15 protein-coding genes, 2 pseudogenes and 1 riboswitch are annotated in these 16,934 nt (G+C 70.1%); of the genes and pseudogenes, 12 read left to right on the forward strand and 5 right to left on the reverse strand.

Annotated elements, in window-relative coordinates; translation table 11 throughout:
* Positions 1-203 (reverse strand): annotated as a pseudogene (locus ACWD2L_RS40285) (hypothetical protein); the annotation flags it as partial.
* Between the two features lie 184 nt (positions 204-387).
* Here ACWD2L_RS40285 and ctaE point away from each other — a divergent pair.
* The 6 genes from ctaE (at position 388) to ACWD2L_RS40315 (ending at position 7,572) form a co-directional block, all read left to right on the forward strand.
* Positions 388-1,008 (forward strand): aa3-type cytochrome oxidase subunit III, encoded by a 621-nt coding sequence (gene ctaE, locus ACWD2L_RS40290; RefSeq protein WP_326014682.1) that lies wholly within the window; start codon positions 388-390, stop codon positions 1,006-1,008.
* Positions 1,009-1,089: 81 nt separating this feature from the next.
* Positions 1,090-1,899, forward strand: a complete 810-nt coding sequence (gene qcrC, locus ACWD2L_RS40295; RefSeq protein ID WP_351341894.1) for a cytochrome bc1 complex diheme cytochrome c subunit — start codon at positions 1,090-1,092, stop codon at positions 1,897-1,899.
* Entirely contained in the window at positions 1,896-2,951 is a 1,056-nt protein-coding gene (gene qcrA / locus ACWD2L_RS40300; RefSeq protein WP_351341892.1) for a cytochrome bc1 complex Rieske iron-sulfur subunit, read from the forward strand. The genes qcrC and qcrA overlap by 4 nt, the downstream gene beginning before the upstream one ends.
* Positions 2,948-4,588, forward strand: a complete 1,641-nt coding sequence (qcrB, locus tag ACWD2L_RS40305) for a cytochrome bc1 complex cytochrome b subunit (RefSeq protein WP_351341890.1) — start codon at positions 2,948-2,950, stop codon at positions 4,586-4,588. Before qcrA ends, qcrB begins: the two co-directional genes overlap by 4 nt.
* Positions 4,589-4,721: 133 nt before the next feature.
* Positions 4,722-5,786: an anthranilate phosphoribosyltransferase gene (gene trpD / locus ACWD2L_RS40310; protein ID WP_351341888.1), complete on the forward strand. Its 1,065-nt coding sequence runs from the start codon at positions 4,722-4,724 to the stop codon at positions 5,784-5,786.
* Positions 5,787-5,860: 74 nt separating this feature from the next.
* Positions 5,861-5,977: riboswitch (SAM riboswitch) on the forward strand.
* Between the two features lie 179 nt (positions 5,978-6,156).
* Positions 6,157-7,572, forward strand: a complete 1,416-nt coding sequence (locus ACWD2L_RS40315; RefSeq protein ID WP_351341886.1) for an aminotransferase class V-fold PLP-dependent enzyme — start codon at positions 6,157-6,159, stop codon at positions 7,570-7,572.
* Between the two features lie 73 nt (positions 7,573-7,645).
* Here the strand turns inward: ACWD2L_RS40315 and ACWD2L_RS40320 are convergent, their stop codons facing one another.
* Positions 7,646-7,927, reverse strand: a complete 282-nt coding sequence (locus ACWD2L_RS40320; RefSeq protein WP_351341884.1) for an Lrp/AsnC family transcriptional regulator — start codon at positions 7,925-7,927, stop codon at positions 7,646-7,648.
* Entirely contained in the window at positions 7,924-8,667 is a 744-nt protein-coding gene (locus ACWD2L_RS40325) for a rhomboid family intramembrane serine protease (protein WP_351341882.1), read from the reverse strand. The genes ACWD2L_RS40320 and ACWD2L_RS40325 overlap by 4 nt, the downstream gene beginning before the upstream one ends.
* A gap of 112 nt (positions 8,668-8,779) precedes the next feature.
* On the opposite strand from ACWD2L_RS40325, the gene ACWD2L_RS40330 reads away from it, so the two are divergent.
* The 5 genes from ACWD2L_RS40330 to ACWD2L_RS40350 all read left to right on the forward strand — a co-directional run bounded on the left by ACWD2L_RS40330 (position 8,780) and on the right by ACWD2L_RS40350 (position 14,226).
* Positions 8,780-9,019, forward strand: coding sequence for a hypothetical protein (locus ACWD2L_RS40330; protein ID WP_009309707.1), 240 nt, complete (start codon positions 8,780-8,782; stop codon positions 9,017-9,019).
* Between the two features lie 32 nt (positions 9,020-9,051).
* Positions 9,052-10,404: an NYN domain-containing protein gene (locus ACWD2L_RS40335; RefSeq protein ID WP_351341880.1), complete on the forward strand. Its 1,353-nt coding sequence runs from the start codon at positions 9,052-9,054 to the stop codon at positions 10,402-10,404.
* Between the two features lie 301 nt (positions 10,405-10,705).
* Positions 10,706-11,731 carry an NlpC/P60 family protein gene (locus ACWD2L_RS40340; RefSeq protein WP_451193715.1) on the forward strand — a complete coding sequence of 342 codons (1,026 nt, stop codon included), beginning with the start codon at positions 10,706-10,708 and terminating at the stop codon, positions 11,729-11,731.
* 213 nt (positions 11,732-11,944) lie between these two features.
* Positions 11,945-12,976 carry a C40 family peptidase gene (locus tag ACWD2L_RS40345; RefSeq protein WP_351341876.1) on the forward strand — a complete coding sequence of 344 codons (1,032 nt, stop codon included), beginning with the start codon at positions 11,945-11,947 and terminating at the stop codon, positions 12,974-12,976.
* A gap of 35 nt (positions 12,977-13,011) precedes the next feature.
* Positions 13,012-14,226, forward strand: coding sequence for a hypothetical protein (locus ACWD2L_RS40350; protein WP_351341874.1), 1,215 nt, complete (start codon positions 13,012-13,014; stop codon positions 14,224-14,226).
* Positions 14,227-14,233: 7 nt separating this feature from the next.
* On the opposite strand, the gene ACWD2L_RS40355 is transcribed toward ACWD2L_RS40350, so the two are convergent.
* Positions 14,234-15,475 carry a glycosyltransferase family 87 protein gene (locus tag ACWD2L_RS40355; RefSeq protein WP_351341872.1) on the reverse strand — a complete coding sequence of 414 codons (1,242 nt, stop codon included), beginning with the start codon at positions 15,473-15,475 and terminating at the stop codon, positions 14,234-14,236.
* A 92-nt stretch (positions 15,476-15,567) separates the two neighbouring features.
* Here ACWD2L_RS40355 and ACWD2L_RS40360 point away from each other — a divergent pair, with 92 nt between their 5' ends.
* The gene (locus ACWD2L_RS40360; protein WP_351341870.1) at positions 15,568-16,719 is read left to right on the forward strand and encodes a glycosyltransferase family 4 protein; all 1,152 of its coding nucleotides are present in this window, start codon (positions 15,568-15,570) and stop codon (positions 16,717-16,719) included.
* A gap of 84 nt (positions 16,720-16,803) precedes the next feature.
* On the opposite strand, the pseudogene ACWD2L_RS40365 reads toward ACWD2L_RS40360, so the two are convergent.
* Positions 16,804-16,934: pseudogene (locus ACWD2L_RS40365) on the reverse strand (Rrf2 family transcriptional regulator); the annotation flags it as partial.

Genomic DNA, 16,934 nt, shown 5'->3' on the forward strand with positions numbered 1-16,934 from the left:
CCCGCGGGAGCGGCCTCGCCGTCCAGGACGCAGACGTCGATCCCGCCCCTGTCCAGCTCCTTCAGGACGGCCGGAAGTGTCGCGCATTCGATGAACTGGACCTCGGGGGCGTCGGACGCGGGCCGTCGGCCTGTCGCGAGGCGCACCTGCTCGCGCGTGTTGGCGTCGTCGCTGTAGACCAGAACCGTCGCGGTCGACTGCATCGTTCCTCCGAGGCGTTGTCGGTCGGTGGAGCCCAAGAACGTAACTGCGGCGGAGCCTACTCCTCCCGACACCCCGTCAACACCGGTTCGCACGCGGCTCCGATGGGCCATATGGGCTGGACACACCACCCAGACACTCCGAACGGCACCCCCCGGAGTGAGGGCGAGATAAGCGACCGACATAATGTCGGTCGTGGCGACAGCAACGACAGTAGAAACCGGGCACGCGCACCCGTCGGTCAATCGACCGAACCTCACCAGCGTCGGAACCATCATCTGGCTGAGTTCCGAGCTGATGTTCTTCGCGGCCCTCTTCGCGATGTACTTCACCCTGCGATCGGTGACCGGACCGGATCACTGGAAGGAAATGGCGCATGCGCTGAATCTTCCGTTCTCCGCGACGAACACCACGATCCTGGTGCTCTCCTCCCTCACGTGCCAGATGGGCGTGTTCGCCGCTGAGCGCGGCGACGTGAAGAAGCTCCGGTCGTGGTTCATCGTCACCTTCATCATGGGTGCGATCTTCATCGGCGGTCAGGTCTACGAGTACACCGAGCTGGTCAAGAAGGATGGGCTCTCGCTCTCCTCCGACCCGTACGGCTCGGTGTTCTACCTGACCACCGGCTTCCACGGCATGCACGTGACAGGTGGCCTCATCGCCTTCCTGTTCGTCCTCGGCAGGACGTACGCGGCCCGGAGGTTCACCCACCATCAGGCGACGGCCGCCATCGTCGTGTCGTATTACTGGCACTTCGTGGACGTCGTCTGGATCGGCCTCTTTGCCACGATCTACCTGATCAAGTAGCTCGACGATCACAGCATCGGGCGAAGTACCCGACACATTTCCGCAGCACCGACGCAGAAGATCCTGACACCGGGGTAATCCGTGAAAAAGCTCTCCGCACGACGACGCCATCCGCTGGCGGCGGTCGTCGTCCTACTCCTCGCGCTGGCGGCCACCGGGGGGCTGTACGCCGCGTTCGCGCCGGCGGACAAGGCGCAGGCCGATGAAACCTCCCAGTCCCTCGCCATCGACGAGGGCAAGAAGCTCTTCTCCGTAGGCTGCGCCAGCTGCCACGGAACCGGCGGTCAGGGCACGTCCGACGGGCCGAGCCTCGTGGGCGTCGGCTCCGCCGCCGTCGACTTCCAGGTCGGTACCGGCCGGATGCCGGCCCAGCAGCCTGGCGCGCAGGTCCCGAAGAAGAAGGTCATCTACTCGCAGGCCGAGATCGACCAGCTCGCGGCGTACGTCGCGTCGCTGGGTGCCGGTCCGGTCACGCCGACCGACAAGGACTACAGCGCCAACGGAGCGGACATCGCCAAGGGTGGCGAGCTGTTCCGCACCAACTGCGCCCAGTGCCACAACTTCACCGGTGAGGGTGGCGCACTGACACACGGCAAGTTCGCACCGAGCCTTGAGGGTGTCGCCCCGAAGCACATCTTCGAGGCCATGCAGACGGGCCCGCAGAACATGCCGTCGTTCCCGGACACGACGATGACCAAGCAGAACAAGCAGGACATCATCGCGTACCTCGACGCGGTCAACGGTGACAACTCCGAAAGCCCCGGCGGACTCAAGCTGGGCGGGCTCGGCCCGGTCAGTGAGGGCCTGTTCGCCTGGATCTTCGGGCTTGGCGGTCTGATCGCCGTCGCCATCTGGGTTGCCGCTCGGACCGCAAAGGCCAAGAAGTCATGAGTAGCCAAGACATTCCAGAAGAGAACCTGCCCACTGAGCAGGCAGCCGAGGAGCACGGCTCGGTCGCGGTGAAGGACGAGCCCTTCGCCGACCCGGGTCTGCCGCCCCACGAGCACCGGGTCCAGGACATCGACGAGCGGGCCGCCAAGCGGTCCGAGCGCGTCGTTGCCTTCCTGTTCACGGTGTCGATGCTGGCCACCATCGGCTTCATCGCCTCGTACGTCACCATCGACGTCGATACGAGCGTCTACATCTTCCCGCTGGGTCACATCAGCGCGCTGAACTTCGCGCTGGGTACGACTCTCGGTGTGGCGCTGTTCTGCATCGGCGCGGGCGCGGTCCACTGGGCCCGCACCCTGATGTCCGACGTCGAGGTCGCTTCCGAGCGGCACCCGATCGAGGCCGAGCCCGAGGTTCGGGCGCAGGTCATGTCGGACTTCGCCGACGGTGCCCGCGAGTCGCAGTTCGGCCGGCGCAAGCTGATCCGCAACACCCTGTTCGGCGCGCTGGCACTGGTGCCCCTTTCCGGTGTGGTGCTGCTTCGTGACCTCGGGCCGCTGCCCGAGAAGAAGCTGCGCACCACGTCGTGGAAGAAGGGTCTGACCCTCGTCAACATGAACACGAACGAGCCGCTGCGTCCTTCGGACATCGCGGTCGGCTCGCTCACCTTCGCCAAGCCCGAGGGCCTGGAGGAGCACGACGAGGACTTCCAGACGAACATCGCCAAGGACGCCCTGATGCTCGTCCGGATCCAGCCGGAGAACATCAAGGACAAGCAGGAACTCGAGTGGTCCCACGAGGGCATCGTGGCCTACTCGAAGATCTGCACCCACGTGGGTTGTCCGATCTCGCTGTACGAGCAGCAGACGCACCACGCTCTGTGCCCGTGCCACCAGTCCACCTTCGACCTCTCCGACGGCGCCCGGGTGATCTTCGGTCCTGCCGGTCACGCGCTGCCGCAGCTGCGCATCGGCGTCAACGCCGAGGGTCACCTCGAGGCGAAGAGCGAATTCGCTGAGCCCGTCGGCCCTGCCTTCTGGGAGCGCGGATGAGTACTACGACCACGAACGACGCGCCTGCGCGCGAGAAGGCACCGGCCGGCGAGCGTGTAGCCGACTGGGCCGACGGACGTCTGGGGATCTACTCCCTGGCCAAGTCCAACATGCGCAAGATCTTTCCGGACCACTGGTCCTTCATGCTCGGCGAGATCTGCATGTACAGCTTCATCATCATCATCCTCACGGGTGTGTATCTGACGCTGTTCTTCCACCCGTCGATGAACGAGGTCACCTACGACGGCAGCTACGTCCCGCTCCAGGGGCAGCTGATGTCGGAGGCCTTCAACTCGACGATGCACATCTCCTTCGATGTGCGCGGTGGCCTGCTGATCCGTCAGATCCACCACTGGGCCGCGCTGATCTTCCTCGCGGGCATGTTCGTGCACATGATGCGCGTGTTCTTCACGGGTGCGTTCCGCAAGCCGCGTGAGGTCAACTGGCTGTTCGGCTTCCTGCTGTTCGTCCTGGGCATGTTCACCGGCTTCACCGGTTACTCGCTCCCGGACGACCTGCTCTCCGGCACCGGTGTCCGCTTCATGGAGGGCGCGATCCTGTCCGTGCCGATCGTCGGCACGTACATGTCGTTCTTCCTCTTCGGTGGCGAGTTCCCGGGCGGCGACTTCGTCGCACGGTTCTACTCGATCCACATCCTGCTGTTGCCGGGCATCATGCTCGGCCTGATGGCGGCGCACCTGATCCTGGTCTTCTACCACAAGCACACGCAGTTCGCGGGTGCCGGAAAGACCAACAAGAACGTCGTCGGCATGCCGCTGCTCCCGGTCTACATGGCCAAGGCGGGTGGCTTCTTCTTCCTGGTCTTCGGCGTCATCGCGGTGATCGCCGCGATCGCGACGATCAACCCGATCTGGGCCATCGGTCCGTACCGGCCGGACCAGGTGTCCACCGGTGCCCAGCCCGACTGGTACATGGGCTTCTCCGAGGGCCTGATCCGTGTGATGCCTGGCTGGGAGATCGACTTCTGGGGTCATACGCTCGTCCTGGGCGTGGCCATCCCACTGGTGGTCGTCTTCCCGCTGGTCCTGGTCGCGATCGCGGTCTACCCGTTCATCGAGTCCTGGGTCACCGGCGACAAGCGCGAGCACCACATCCTGGACCGCCCGCGCAACGCTCCGACGCGTACGGCCTTCGGCGTCGCGTGGATCACCTGGTACATGGTGCTGCTCATCGGTGGTGGAAACGACCTCTGGGCCACGCACTTCCACCTGTCGATCAACGCCATCACCTGGTTCGTCCGGATCGCGTTCTTCGTCGGACCGGTCATCGCCTTCATCATCACCAAGCGCATCTGTCTCGGCCTCCAGCGCCGCGACAAGGACAAGGTGCTGCACGGACGCGAGTCCGGCATCATCAAGCGCCTGCCGCACGGTGAGTTCGTCGAGGTGCACGAGCCGCTCGACCAGGAGGCGCTGCACACGCTCACGGCGCACGAGCAGTACCAGCCGGCCGAGATCGGCCCGACGGTCGACGAGAACGGTGTCGAGCGCAAGGTCTCGCGGCTGCAGAAGCTGCGCGGCAAGCTCTCGCGCGGTTACTACGGGGAGAACAACCAGATCCCGAAGCCGACCGCCGAGGAGTACAAGGAGATCACCAGCGGCCACGGCCATCACTGATCTCTGATTCGTCGCTGCAAGCCACCGCGAGAGCCCTCGTCCAGTGCCTGGACGGGGGCTCTTCGCGGTCCCGGGACCTGGATAGGGTGGGACCGCAGCACCTTTCAACCCACAGATGCACACAGGAGCGGCCATGAGCGCTTTGAACCCCGCTGGAGGCAACACCTCGGCGGACCGTTCCTGGCCCGCCGTCCTGAACGGCCTGCTGGAGGGCCGCGACCAGAGCGCCGACGACACCGCCTGGGCGATGGACCGGATCATGCGGGGCGAGGCCACCGACGCGCAGATCGCCGGGTTCGCGGTGGCGCTGCGCGCCAAGGGCGAGACCGTGCAGGAGATCTCCGGTCTCGTACGCGGCATGTACGAGCACGCCAACGTGATCGACGTGCCCGGCGAGACCGTCGACATCGTCGGCACCGGCGGGGACGGCGCGAAGACGGTCAACATCTCCACCATGGCGGCGATCGTCATCGCGGGCGCCGGCGCCAAGGTCGTCAAGCACGGCAACCGTGCCGCCTCCTCGGCCTCCGGCTCCTCCGACGTACTGGAGAAGCTGGGCGTCAATCTCGACCTGGCGCCGAAGCGGGTGCCCGAGGTCGCGGAGGAAGCCGGCATCACGTTCTGCTTCGCCATAAAGTTCCACCCCGCGCTGCGCTACGCGGGCGCCGCGCGCGGCCAGCTCGGCATCCGCACGGTCTTCAACCTGCTGGGCCCGCTGACCAACCCGGCCAAGGTGAAGGCGCAGGCCGTCGGCGTCGCCGATGCCCGGATGGCGCCGATCGTGGCCGGGGTCTTCGCCGAGCGCGGCAACTCGTCCCTGGTGTTCCGCGGCGACGACGGGCTCGACGAGCTGACCACCACCGGGACCTCGCGCGTGTGGATGGTCCGGGACGGCGCCGTGCGCGAGGAGTCCTTCGACCCGCGCGACGTCGGCATCGACACCGTGCCCATCGAGGCGCTGCGCGGCGGCGACCCCTCGTACAACGCGGAGGTCGCCCGGCGCCTCCTCGACGGCGAGCGGGGGCCCGTGCGCGACGCGGTGCTGCTGAACGCGGCGGCGGCCCTGGTGGCCGTGCGGCCCGGCGGGGGCACGCTCGTCGAGCAGATCCGGGCCGGCATGGACCGGGCCGCCGAATCGATCGACTCCGGCGCGGCGAAGTCCGCCCTGGAGCGGTGGGTGGCGGCCAGCAACAGGTGAGTGTGGCGCCCACCGCGGTCCGGCATCCGGACTGCGGTGGGCACCGGCAGGATCGTGTGGCAAGATGCTGCGCAGGTCATGAGTGACAGCGATTAAGCCCCGGCTCGCTGTCCGGCAACCCTCCGTCCGTGGCGGGGTGCCCCGGGTGAAGACCAGGCCGTGGACAGCAAGGTCCATGGCAAGCGCGGACCCCTGCGAACAACCCTGGGGTCCTGGTCCTCAAGGGAGCAGTCTCGTGAGCAAGCGAATGCGATAGGGCGTTCCGGCCCCGCCTCCGCCCACCCGTTTCACTCTTCTTTCCCTGCGGTCGAGCTCTGTCGTACAGCGCTCCCGCATGGTCAATTCGCTGATCGCGCCAGGGAGTTCACCCATGTCTGTTTCCGTCGACGCCGCCGCCTGCACCGAGACCCCTGCCGAGACCGCGGCCCCGCTCGCGGTCCTCGGCCGGGACGTCACCGTGCCGCTCGTCACCGGTGGCGAAGTCACGTACGCCGCACTCGACTACGCGGCCAGCGCGCCCGCCCTGCAGCGGGTGTGGGACGACGTCGCCGCCTACGCGCCGTACTACGGGAGCGTGCACCGCGGCGCCGGGTACCTGTCGCAGCTGTCCACCGACCTGTTCGAGAACTCCCGGGTCGCCGTCGCCGAGTTCCTCGGCTGCCGCGAGGACGACCAGGTCGTCTTCACCCGCTCGACCACCGACTCGCTGAACCTGCTCGCCGCCGCGCTGCCCGCCGACTGTGAGGTGTTCGTCTTCGAGACCGAGCACCACGCCTCGCTGCTGCCGTGGCGCGACGCGCGGGTCACGTACCTCAACGCCCCTCGTACGCCCGGCGAGGCCGTCGCCACTCTGGAGCGGGCCCTCGCCGACCGTGATCCTTCCCCAAGCTCTCAACTTCGTTCGAGCAGGGGAGGCCCCATTGGTTCGGCGCTCGTCTGCGTCACCGGTGCCTCGAACGTCACCGGTGAGCTCTGGCCGGTGCGCGAGCTCGCGGCGGCGGCTCACGCGCACGGTGCCCGCATCGTGCTCGACGCCGCGCAGCTCGCGCCCCACCACCCCGTATCCGTACGGGAGTTGGATGTCGACTGGGTCGCCTTCTCCGGGCACAAGCTGTACGCGCCCTTCGGTTCGGGCGTGCTCGCGGGCCGCTCCGACTGGCTGACGGAGGCCGAGCCGTACCTCGCGGGCGGTGGCGCGTCCAAGAAGGTCGCGCGGCGCGCCGACGGCGGCGTGGACGTCGAGTGGCACGCCACCGCCGCCCGTCACGAGGCCGGTTCGCCGAACGTCATCGGCGTGTACTCCATCGCCTCCGCCTGCAAGGCGCTGACCGAGGCCGGGTTCGACAACCTCGTCGCCCGCGAGCAGTACCTGATCCGCAAGGTCCAGGAGGGGCTCGCGGCCGTGCCCGAGGTGAAGGTGCTGTCCCTGTTCGGGGACGACGCGCCGCGCGTGGGCGTCCTCTCGTTCGTCGTGGACGGCTGGAACTCCTCGCACTTCGCCGCCGCGCTCTCCGCCGAGTACGGGATCGGTGTGCGCGACGGCCTGTTCTGCGCCCACCCGCTGGTGCGCACGCTGCTCGGCTCCGACCCGCAGCAGCAGGGCGAGTGCGGCGCCCCGGAGGCCGCGCCGGGCGAGAAGTCCCTCAACGCCATCCGCGTCAGCTTCGGCGCCGGGACGCCCGACGAGCACGTGGAGCGCTTCGTGACCGCCGTGACGGAGCTCGTGCGGGACGGCGCGAAGTGGAACTACCGCACTGAGGACGGGCGTTGCGTCCCGGCGGTCTGACCCGCCGTACGGCACTGACGACATGAGAAAGGCCGCCCCTCGGGGCGGCCTTCGTCGTGCGTGCTGTGTGCGCTCAGGAGTCCAGGCCGATGGCGAACGCCGCCTCCAGGTCGTGCTGCGAGTACGTACGGAACGCGACGTGCGTGTCCGTGCCCTCGACGCCCTGGATCTTGCTGATCTTCCCGGGGATGACATCCGCCAGGTCGTCGTGCCGGGCGACGCGGACCATGGCGATCAGGTCGTAGGTGCCGGTCACGGAGAAGACCTCGCTGACACTGTCCAGGGCCGCGATCGACTCGGCGATCTCGGGGATCCGGTCCACGCTGGTCTTGATGAGCACGATCGCGGTGATCACGGCTGGCTGTCTCCCTCGGTGGCCGTGGCATGGGTCGGCTCAACTGTAGCCCGCCCCCGATACCGCACCCACGCCCACAGGAACCCGACGGAGAACCCGACCAGGTGCGCCAGATACGCCACTCCCGGCCCCTGGCTGACCTGCCCCGCTGCCACCCACTGCAGTGCCACCCAGAACGGCAGCACCACCCATGCAGGGAACCGCAGCGGCAGGAAGAGGAGAAAGGGGAAGAGGCTCGTCACGCGGGCCCCGGGGAACAGGTAGAGGAACGCGCCGAGGACCGCCGAGATCGCCCCCGACGCGCCGACCAGGCTCTGGTCGGAATCGGCGTGCGCGACCGTGTACCCGAGCAGCGCCAGATAGCCGCTGACCCCGTAGAACAGGGCGTACGAGAGGCGGCCCATGCGTTCCTCGACCATGGCCCCGAACACGTAGAGGAAGAGCATGTTGCCCAGCAGGTGCAGCCAGCTGCCGTGCACGAACAGGGCCGTGAGAGGGGTGAGCAGGGCCCGCGCCGAACCGTCGAACAGCTCGCCGGGGACCACGCCCCAGCGCTCGAAGTAGGCACTCTGCGCGGCGAGCAGCTGGTCGCCGGTGCCGTAGCCGGGGTTCAGGCCCGAGGCGGGGGACAGCACGAAGACCACACAGCAGACCGCGATGATGCTGTACGTGACCGGAGCCGGGTGACCTCTGAGGAATGCGGTCAGCCTGTCGATCGCGGAGCGCCCATTGCCGATCATGGACAGAGCATGACGCAAGGCGGGGAGCGGGCGGCGTACGGCAGGCCGTAGGGTTACGGGCAATAAAGCAGCACCACGCAATCCGTATGCATCCGGAAGAAGGCACCACTCGATGACGGTTCCCCTGCCGACCGCCACCACCCGCTGGCGCTGCACCCTGTGCGGCAACCTGACGCGGTTCGACGTCACGCGGTCCTCGAAGGTCGTCGAGTACGTCCACCTGGACCTGGCCGGTGAGCCGAAGGTGGAGGAGCGCGAGGTGGTCAGTGAGACCATCGAGTCGGTGCGCTGCCGGTGGTGCAACGCGGTGGATCAGGTGGAACTGGTGGACAGGCCGGGCGCCGACTCCTGAGGAGCGGCTCCACAGCGACATTGGGGTGACGGATGGTGGAGAGCACAGGCGGGGAGGCCGGGGAGGGCGGCGCCGCCGAGGTGCTCGACCGCCCGCTGCCCGAGGGGGTACGACGACGGGTCGTGCAGATCGCGTCGGACGGCTTCGGCGGTCTGACGGTGGGTGAACTCCCGTCCCAGTTGCGGCAGTATGCCCGCTTCGCCCCGACCCGGCGGATGAAGTTCGCCGGCAACGCCATGGCCGCGGCCCTGGAGAGCGACCCGCTGTTCCGGCAGCGCATCGGGGAGCGCCTGCGGGAGGCGCAGTCCGAGCTGGCGGCCGCCCTGGAGGCGGGATCCCCGCCACCCGCGGCCGATCCGCTGGATGTGGCGGCGGCCGCGTATGTGCTGCGGCCCGTCGGCTGGGTGAAGCTCGTCGCCGCCGCGGGCGAGGACGCCGAGCGGGCCGACGCCGAGCGGGCCGACGACGAGACCCGTGCCGAACTCGAGCGGCTGCGCGCCGAGCTGGCCGAGGCCCGGGCCCACACCAAGACCGAGACGGAGCGGCTGCGCGCCGAGTCCGACGCCGCCAAGCGCGAGGTCGCCTCCGTGGAGCGCAAGCTGCGGGCCGCGCTCAGCGACGTGAAGCGCGGCGAGGCCGCCGTGCGCAAGGCGAGGGCCGAGACCGACGTGGTGCGCGCCGAGGGGCAGGCCCAGGTATCGGCGGCGGAGAGCGAGACGCGCCGGCTCAAGTCGCGGCTCGGCGAGGCCGAGTCGGCCCTCGAGTCCTCCCGCCGGGCGGCCCGCGAGGGGCGCAGCGTCGAGGACATGCGGGTGCGGCTGCTCCTGGACACGGTCCTGGACGCGGCCCAGGGGCTGCGCAGGGAGCTCGCGCTGCCGCCGGTGTCCGCGCGGCCCGCCGACTCCGTGGACGCCGTGGAGCCGGGCCGGATGACGCCGAAGGACATCGCGGCCCGCGCCCTGCACGAGCACGACCCGGCGATCCTCGACCAGTTGCTGGCGCTGCCGCAGGCGCACCTCGTCGTCGACGGGTACAACGTCACGAAGACCGGCTATCCGACGATGCCCCTGGAGAAGCAGCGGCTGCGCCTGCTCGGCTCGCTGTCGCAGCTCGCGGCCCAGACGGGCGCGGAGGTGACGTGCGTCTTCGACGGGGCCGAACTCGCCGCGCCCGTACTGCTCGCGCCACCGCGCGGGGTGCGGGTGCTGTTCTCCAAGCCGGGGGTCACGGCGGACGAGCTGATCCGCCAGCTCGTGCGCGCCGAACCGTCGGGGCGCCCCGTCATCGTCGTGTCGACCGACCGGGAGGTCGCGGACGGCATCGCGAAGGCGGGGGCGCGCCCCGTCGCCTCCGTGGTGCTCCTTAAACGGCTCTCGCACAACTGACGTTCCCCCAAAAGAGGTTCCGAGTTACTTAAGTCACACGCGCAACATCCGTGTCGAATGCCCGAATTGGCGAAACCTTCACGCAACGTAGCGTCAAGCGGACATCACTGCATGTGAGTTGAGTGCAAAGAATGCAGCGAGTGACTGAGTTTTTTCTCTGAGGGATTTGAACTGATCACGAAGAGGTCACTAAGGTCGGCTCGAACCTCCGCTCGGGTGATCACCTATAAGGGGTGACGGTGGAGGGGCACCGCCCGCCGGCGCATCGGTAGGCGGCTGGAGGAAGAAGGAGCTCGCCTTCGTGGCGTCCCACCGTCGACCCAAGCAGCCGAGCCGCACCCGCGTGACCGTGCTCACCGCGACCGCAGCCGCTGCCGTGGCCCTTGCCTCTCAGGCCGCCAGTGCAGCACCCAAGCCCAGCAGGAGCGAAGTCAAGGACAAGGTCGACAAGCTCTACGAAGAGGCCGGTGTGGCGACCGACCACTACAACGGGGCCAAGGAGAAGCAGAAGAAGCTCGAGTCGGAGATCGGTGATCTCCAGGACAAGGTCGCCCGCGGGCAGGACGACCTGAACGAGCTGCGCTCCGGCCTCGGCACGCTCGCGGGACAGCAGTACCGCTCCGGCGGCATCGACCCCTCGGTCCAGCTCTTCCTCTCCTCCGACCCGGACAGCTACCTCGACAAGGCCTCGACGCTGGACTCGCTCAGCGCCCAGCAGCTCGAGTCGCTCAAGAAGGTCCAGGAGAAGCAGCGCACGCTCGCCCAGGAGCGCGCAGAGGCCTCCCAGAAGCTCAAGGACCTCGCCGACACGCGCACCGAGCTCGGCAAGAAGAAGGACCAGGTCCAGGACAAGCTCGCGGAGGCCCGCAAGCTGCTCAACACGCTGACCGCCGAGCAGCGCGCCAAGATGGCCGCCGAGCAGCAGCGCGCAAGCCGCGACTCCGCCAGCCGCGTCGACCTCGGTGACGCGCTGCCCGCCTCGGGCCGCGCCTCCGCCGCCCTGTCCGCGGCCGCCAGCCAGATCGGCAAGCCGTACGTCTCCGGCGGTTCGGGCCCCAACTCCTACGACTGCTCGGGCCTGACCCAGTGGGCGTACAACCAGGCCGGTGTCTCCATAACCCGGACCACGTACACGCAGATCGGAGAGGGCAGCGAGGTGGCCAGGAGCCAGCTCAAGCCCGGCGACCTGGTCTTCTTCAACAACACCGAGCACGTGGGCCTGTACGCGGGCAACGGCCAGGTGCTGCATGCCCCGCACCCCGGTGCCAGCGTGCGCTACGAGTCGATGGACACGGTCGGCCCCTACCAGACGGCCCGCCGCATCTGACCCCTCTCAACGTGCCCTGGAAACGCGCCCGTTCGGGCGAATTCCAGAGACCCGCGCTGACCCCCGCGCCCCGCCCATGACCTGCGTCAGAGGCGGGGTGCCGCGCTGTGTGGCCCCTGAACGGTCTTTGGTCAGGGGGTAATCGCCCGACTACTGTCGGCGCGCATTCCCCCGATCACGGGGGTCCGTCAGCGGAAGGGGGAGCGGCAACCCGTGGGTTCTCATCGCCGTATCTCGCATGCTCGGCACTCGGGGCTCGACCGCAGTACGCGCGCGGCTGTTCTGACCGTGGCCGCCGCCTCCGCGGCGGCGGCCCTCGGCGCCGCCCCCGCGGGCGCCGCGCCGCAGGACAGGCCCGCGGGCAAGGCCGCGGTGGACCGCCTGTACGAGCAGGCCGAGAAGGCCACCGAGGCGTTCAACCGGGCCGACGAGCGCGCGGACAAGCTCCGCAAGGAACTCGCCGACACCCAGGACCAGGTGGCCCGCGGGCAGGAGCGGATCAACGCGATGCGGCGCGCGCTCGGCGTGGTGGCCGGCGCCCAGTACCGCTCCGGCGGCATGGACCCCGCGCTCGCCCTGATGCTCTCCTCCGACCCGGACGGCTACCTCGACAAGGCGGGCACGCTCGACCGGATCGGCGCGCGGAACGCGGGCGAGCTCGTCGAACTGCGGGGCGCCCAGCGCGATCTGGACCAGCGCAGGGCCGAGGCGCGGACCGAGCTCGCCGAACTGGAGGCCAGCCGCAAGGCCGTCCGGCAGCACAAGCGGACCGTGGAGAAGAAGCTGGCCAAGGCGCGGCAGCTGCTCAACGCGATGCCGGGCGGGGAGCGGGCCGCGTACGACCGGGCCGTGCGCGGCGAGCTCCGCCCCGACCTGGCCGGTGCGGGCGCCGCCTCCTCCGCACGCGCGGCCGCCGCGCTCGCCGCCGCCAAGTCGGCGCTCGGCAAGCCGTACATCTGGGGCGCGACGGGCCCCTCCGGCTTCGACTGCTCGGGCCTGATGCAGTGGTCGTACGGGCAGGCGGGCGTCGGCCTGCCGCGCACCTCGCAGGCGCAGCGGTACGCGGGCCGCCAGGTCCCGGTGGACCAGGCGCAGCCCGGCGACCTCGTGGCGTACGGCTCCGACGCCCACCACATCGGCATCTACGCCGGCAACGGCCAGGTGATCCACGCGCCGCACCCGGGCGCCCCGGTGCGCTACGACCCGGTCGGCATGATGCCCGTCTCGTCCGTGACCCGCGTCTGACGCCTCCCCGGGGACTTCGCCGTACGATCGACAAGATGGCTGGTCGACGGCGTGCGATGGGCAGGGCGGGGAGTGCGGCGGCACTGGGCGCCCTGCTCGTCGGGCTTTCCGCACTCTCCGGGTGCGGTGGGGACGAGGGGCCGAAGGGCGCGGACGCGTCCGCCGTGCAGCGGGTCCTCGACCAGCGGGCGCACGCCGTCGTCACCCGGGACGGGCCCGCGTACCGGTCGACGGGCAGCGCGGAGCCGGGCCTGCTCGACGACCTCTCCGAGGTCCCGCTCGACTCCTGGCAGTACAAGCTCACCCACCTGGAGCGCGCCGGATCGCGCGCCACCGCCACCGCCGAACTGCGCTACCGGGTCGACGGCTACGACAAGGCGCCCGTGGTCGCCGAGCGCAGGCTGACGCTGGGCCACGGCGACGACGGCTGGTACGTCACCGGGGACCGGCCCGGGAAGAAGGCCGGCGAGCAGCTGTGGGAGCAGGGGCCCGTGACCGCGGTGAAGGGCGCGCACAGCCTGGTGCTCGGGGTCGGCAAACCACGCTCCGAACTGCGCTCGTACGCGAAGCTCGCCGACGAGGCCGTGCCCTCGGTGCGGCGGGCGTGGGGCGACGACTGGGCGCGCCGGGTCGTCGTCCTGGTGCCCGAATCCCTCGACGAGATGGGCGAGTTGCTGGGCGCGCCCGCCGCCGGCTACCAGGGGATCGCGGCCGTCACGACGGGCGAGGTGGGAAGTCCCCGGACGGCGCCCGCGGACCGGGTGATCCTCAACCCCGAGGCGTACGGCGTGCTCGGTGAAGTCGGCAAGCAGGTCGTCCTCACCCACGAGACCGCCCACGTCGCCACCCGCCGCGCGACGTCCGCCGCGACCCCGCTGTGGCTATCCGAGGGGTACGCGGACTGGGCCGGCTACCGCGAGAGCGACCGCACACCGGACCAGGCGGCTCCCGAGCTGCGCCGCGCGGTCCAGCAGAGCGCGGCGCCCGCCCGGCTCCCCGACGACAAGGACTTCGGCTTCTCCGGCGACTCCGCCAGGCTCGCCCGCGCGTACGAGAGCGGCTGGCTGGCCTGCCGGATGATCGAGGACCGCTGGGGCGAGGCGAAGCTCAACGCCTTCTACACGGCGGTCGGCGGCCACAAACAGCGCGCCGGGGCCGTCGACGGCGCGCTGCGGCAGGCCCTCGGCATCGACGAGCAGGAGTTCGTCGCGCAGTGGCGGGACTACGTGCGCTCGGAGCTGGGCTCCTAGCGGGCTCCTATCGGGCGGTGAGCGTGTCGTCGTGCGCGGCCTGGGCGGGGGCCGGGCCGGGGGCGGCGCGGCGGGGCTCGGTCACCGTGGCGCGCCACAGGCGGCGGCAGGCGCTGAGGGAAGCCACGACCAGCAGGCCGTTGCGTACGAAGAGGAGGGTGACGCCGAGCGGGTCGCTGGACACCACGTTCCCGAAGTACAGCGGGAACTCCAGGAACGTCACGAAGGTCGCCGCGAGCACGAGCCACACCGGCAGCGTCATCCGGCTGTCGCGGAACAGCAGGCAGACGGCGGCCACACCCACCAGCCACACCATGTACTGCGGGCTGATCACCCGGCTCGTCGTCGTGAACAGCAGCACCGCCGTCAGGCCCGCGTCGGCGAGCGTCGCGGACTGCCAGGCGCGCGCCTTGAAGCGCCACAGCACCAGCCAGCCGAACGCGAGCGCCGTGAGCACCTGCGCCAGCGTGCTCACCACGTCCACGTGCGGGCCGAGGAACTCCATCGAGCCGTAGTTCAGCTGCACCGTGCCGTTCCAGCCGAACTGGCGCGCCACGTGGAAGACGAGGGCGCCGAGGGACTCCACCTCCGTGCCCCGGTCCTTCTGGAAGGCGAGGAAGCCGAGCGCGCCCGGCATCGCGACCGTGAAGGCGACGAGCAGCCCCGCGGCCGTCAGGACCGCCGTGCCCCACGTCTGCCGGGTGGCCCGGCCGCGCCGCGTGCCGAGCAGCAGCAGCGCGGGCCACACCTTGATCATCGCGCCGATCGCCGCGAAGACGCCCGCGGCCCTCGGGTGCCGGGCCGCCGCGAGCAGCGCCGCGATCGCGACGGCCGTCACCATCACGTCGTAGCGCGCGTAGACGGTATGGCCGAGCAGCGGCAGACCGACGACCCACACCCAGGTACCGCGCCGCGAGGCGCCCCGCCGTTCGGAGGCGTAGAGGAGCGTCAGCAGGACGACGGCGTCCGCCAGGAACGCGAGCAGGAAGAACGCGGCGGCGTACTCCAGGAAGGGCAGCAGGGCGGGGGAGAGGATCGCCATCGCGGCGGCCGGCGGGTACTGCCACGTCACGTCGTCCAGAGGGAACGTTCCGCTGCGCAGCACGTCGAACCAGCCCTGGTAGATCACGTGGACGTCGCTGGTGACATCGGGGCCCGGGACCACGATCACCTTGAAGACGCACAGCAGGAGCAGCGCCCGGGTCAGTACCCAGGTGACCAGGAGCCCGGCGGGCGTTCGCGACTTCATTCGAGACATGATGCCGGGAAGCCCTGTGGCCTGGCCATGGACCCCCGCGGCGCGGCGGTGCCCGCCGGAAGCGTTCGGTACTGTCGGCGGTGATGCGCCAGACACCGAAGACCCTGCTCGTGACCAACGACTTCCCGCCGCGCCCCGGCGGGATCCAGGCGTTCCTGCACAACATGGCGCTGCGCCTGGACCCGGAGCGGCTCGTCGTCTACGCCTCGACGTGGAAGCGCGGCCGGGAGGGCGTCGAGGCCACGGCGGCCTTCGACGCGGAGCAGCCGTTCACCGTGGTGCGCGACAACACGACGATGCTGCTGCCGACCCCGCGCGTGACGCGGCGCGCGGCGGGTCTCCTTCGGGCGCACGGCTGTACGTCGGTGTGGTTCGGGGCGGCGGCGCCGCTCGGCCTGATGGCGCCCGCGCTGCGCAGGGCCGGTGCGGAGCGGATCGTCGCGACGACGCACGGGCACGAGGCGGGGTGGGCCCAACTCCCCGCGTCCCGGCAGCTGTTGCGGCGGATCGGCGAGGGCACGGACACGATCACGTACCTCGGCGAGTACACGCGCTCGCGGATCGCGGCGGCGCTGACGCCGGGGGCGGCCTCGCGGATGGAGCAACTCCCGCCGGGGGTCGACGAGAAGACGTTCCACCCGGGTTCGGGTGGCGATGTGGTGCGGGCGCGGCTCGGCCTGACGGACCGCCCGGTCGTCGTCTGCGTCTCCCGCCTCGTCCCCCGCAAGGGCCAGGACACCTTGATCCTCGCCATGCCGAAGATCCTCGCGGCCGTGCCGGACGCGGTGCTGCTCATCGTGGGCGGCGGGCCGTACGAGAAGGACCTGCGGCGCCTCGCGCGGGAGACCGGGGTCGCGGACTCCGTGCGCTTCACGGGATCCGTGCCGTGGGAGGAGCTGCCCGCGCACTACGGGGCGGGGGACGTGTTCGCGATGCCGTGCCGTACGCGGCGGGGCGGGCTCGACGTGGAGGGCCTCGGGATCGTCTACCTGGAGGCCTCCGCGACCGGCCTCCCGGTCGTCTCCGGTGATTCCGGCGGGGCGCCGGACGCGGTGCTCGACGGCGAGACGGGCTGGGTCGTCCGCGGCGGCTCGGAAACGGAGGCCGCGGACCGCATCGTGACCCTCCTCCAGGACCCGGAGCTGCGCCGGAGGATGGGCGAGCGGGGCCGCGAATGGGTCGAGGAGAAGTGGCGCTGGGACCTTTTGGCCGAACGGTTGCGCGGGTTGCTGTAACTGGTGGGGTGCGGGTGGCCCCAGCCCCCGGCCCGACCCGGGCTCAGATGGGGATCTTGGTGATGTCAGGGCGCAACGGAGAGGCTAGCGGGGTGTCGCGAGTACGTCCCGGAGTACGTCCGCGAGCGTGACGCGGGCCAGTTCGTGTCTCAGGGTCTCCTCGATGCCCTCGTAGACGTTCTGCATCGCCGGCTGGATGCCGTGACCCACCACGC

This window comes from Streptomyces sp. NPDC002754, assembly GCF_053592315.1.